Genomic DNA, 1,028 nt, shown 5'->3' with positions numbered 1-1,028 from the left:
GTCGGCGCGCTGGCCGCGCCCCTGGTGGGCGTGCTCGGCACCGGCGCGGTCGCCATGGCCCTCGTCGTGGCGGGTGGCATGGTGGCGGCGACGGCCGTTCTGCTCGTGGTGGTGCGGCCGGGCCGGCTCGTCGACCTCGACGCCGGTGCGGTGGTCGTGGCGGCGCACTGAGAATGCTGGACACGCGGTCCTGACAGCCCCAGGAGGGCGTGCGTGACACCGCCGTCGTCGGCGTGCGAAGCTACCGGTCGGTAACCCCATCGGCGGAAGGCGGCGACATGACCGACGTGGCGGATCTGAGCTGGCAGAAGCCGGCGGTGCTCGACCCGGCCGTCGTGCGCCACGCCTGGCGGGTGACCGAGCCGCTGCACGGGATGATCTACTTCGTGCCCGAGGCGCACGAGCGGTACGCCGCCCTGGGCATCGCCGAGCCGGCCGGCTACTTCGCCTCCCGAGCGGCTGCCCTGGGGCCGGTCGGTCCCGGCCCGGTCGTCGCCAGCTTCTTCAACTTCAACCCGGACCTCGTGGCCCGGGTGCTGCCGGCCGCCTGGGAGCGGGCGACGCCGGCGGCCGTGCTCGCCGCCCGGCTGGAGGCCGCCGGTGCGGCCCTGACGCGCGCGCTCGGCGACGTGGTGTACGGCCCGGAGATGGCCGAGGCGGCCGAGTTGGCCCGCCGCGCGGCCGAGTCCGCCACCGCCTGGCCGGAGGGTCGGCCACTGTTCGCCGCCCATGCCGCGTTGCCCTGGCCGGAGCAGCCGCACCTGATCCTGTGGCAGGCCCAGACGGTCCTGCGCGAGTTCCGCGGCGACGGGCACGTGGCCGCCCTGGTGCTCGCCGGCCTGACCGGGGTGGAGGCGCTGGTGCTGCACGCCGCATCCGGCGCGGTGCCGGTCCGTTTCCTGCGCCGTACCCGCGGCTGGAGCGGCGAGCAGTGGGCCGACGCGGTCGAGCGGCTGCGCGCCCGCGGACTGGTCGAGGGCGACGAGCCGACCCTGAGCGACAGCGGACGGGCGCAGCGCGCGTGGATC

The 1,028-nt window shown here is 76.4% G+C and carries 1 protein-coding gene; it reads left to right on the top strand.

The window, feature by feature from the left end; all coding sequences use genetic code 11:
• Positions 1–278: 278 nt before the first annotated feature.
• The coding region (locus AB0I76_RS30695; protein ID WP_357042849.1) for a hypothetical protein at positions 279–1,028 on the top strand (750 nt) is incomplete at its 3' end.

This window comes from Micromonospora sp. NPDC049799 (genome assembly GCF_040656655.1).
Lineage (GTDB): Bacteria > Actinomycetota > Actinomycetes > Mycobacteriales > Micromonosporaceae > Micromonospora.
The sequence above is the reverse complement of the archived record's forward strand: the minus strand, read 5'-3'. Positions and strand labels throughout refer to the sequence as shown.